General features: G+C 60.9%; 1 protein-coding gene. It reads left to right on the top strand.

The window, feature by feature from the left end; genetic code table 11:
- A partial coding sequence (locus tag EOA13_RS38245; RefSeq protein ID WP_206535381.1) for a hypothetical protein occupies positions 1 to 1073 on the top strand: 1073 nt, incomplete at both ends.

The following is a 1073-nucleotide window of genomic DNA, read 5'->3' as shown; positions in this document are numbered from 1 at the left end:
TTTCATGCTCGATCGCCTCACCGGCCCGCAGGTTGCCGCGATCGTCAGGCAGTTGGTTTCTGACGCTACGATCCAATCCCAGGTCAAGATTGCTGTGCCCCGCGCACTCGTCGATGGCCAGGGTCTGCCGGATATCGTAATCACCGATGAGCGAACCGTGGCGTGGCGTCATGCCGAGTGCGACCGTCCCGCGCTTCTTATCGCGAACACCGACGATGACCAGGGCGCATCTTTGCACGATGTGGCACTGATCGGTGCCAAGGAACTTAAGGAAGGACCCGCCTATTGGGTGCTTCCCGCATCCGATGGTCTTGGGCTGCCGGCAGAGCACATCGAAGCATGGCACATTGCCCTCAAGGCCCTGTCCAGTGTCGATGACTGGCCACTCGCGCAGCTCAGCACCTATGTCGCCATGACGCGAGCCGCGATCGACAGCATGTCGCTGCCCGTGGCGGACGCACTGGGCTGGGCGCTGCCGGCACTGCAATTGCCGCGCGACACAGGATACTTCCGCTCGCAGCGGCCCAAGGACCTGCAGCAGCAAAGCCGCTGGAGGCGCCTCTACGACAAACTCATCACTGACCGTAGGCCACTGCTTTCCAAGCAGCGGCCCAATCGCCAGCCGATCGAAGCCGACGAGCTGCGGGACCAGTTCGAGACGGTTCGAGACGAGATCGCCGCCGAGCTGCACCCGACGATCGAAGCATTCGTCGACTCGCCTGCTGGATGGCGTGAGGCGACCGAAAAGCTCGCCGAGCTCGAGTGGGAACAGGACAATATTCTTCTGATCTTCTCGGGCCTTAAGCTCAAGAAACTGAAGCTTCCGGAAGAGACCGCTCAGTTTTTCGACTACGAGCGTCCCGATCGTCTAAGCGATCCAGACAAGGCCTATCTCAGCGATCTCAAGGGTCGATCCCTCAAGGAATCGCGAGAGGACGACCGCGAGTTCTTCGAAGCTCATCGGGAGGATCTGGCGGCCAACAGGCAGTTGCGCGCCAAATGGGAGAAGTTCGTCTACGGACGCCCGATTGAGTGCACGGATTTCCTCGATGGCTTGGTCCGCAGCATCGAGC

Source organism: Mesorhizobium sp. M7A.F.Ca.US.011.01.1.1 (assembly GCF_003998295.1).
Taxonomy (GTDB): Bacteria; Pseudomonadota; Alphaproteobacteria; order Rhizobiales; family Rhizobiaceae; genus Mesorhizobium.
This window is presented reverse-complemented; position numbering and strand designations above follow the sequence as displayed.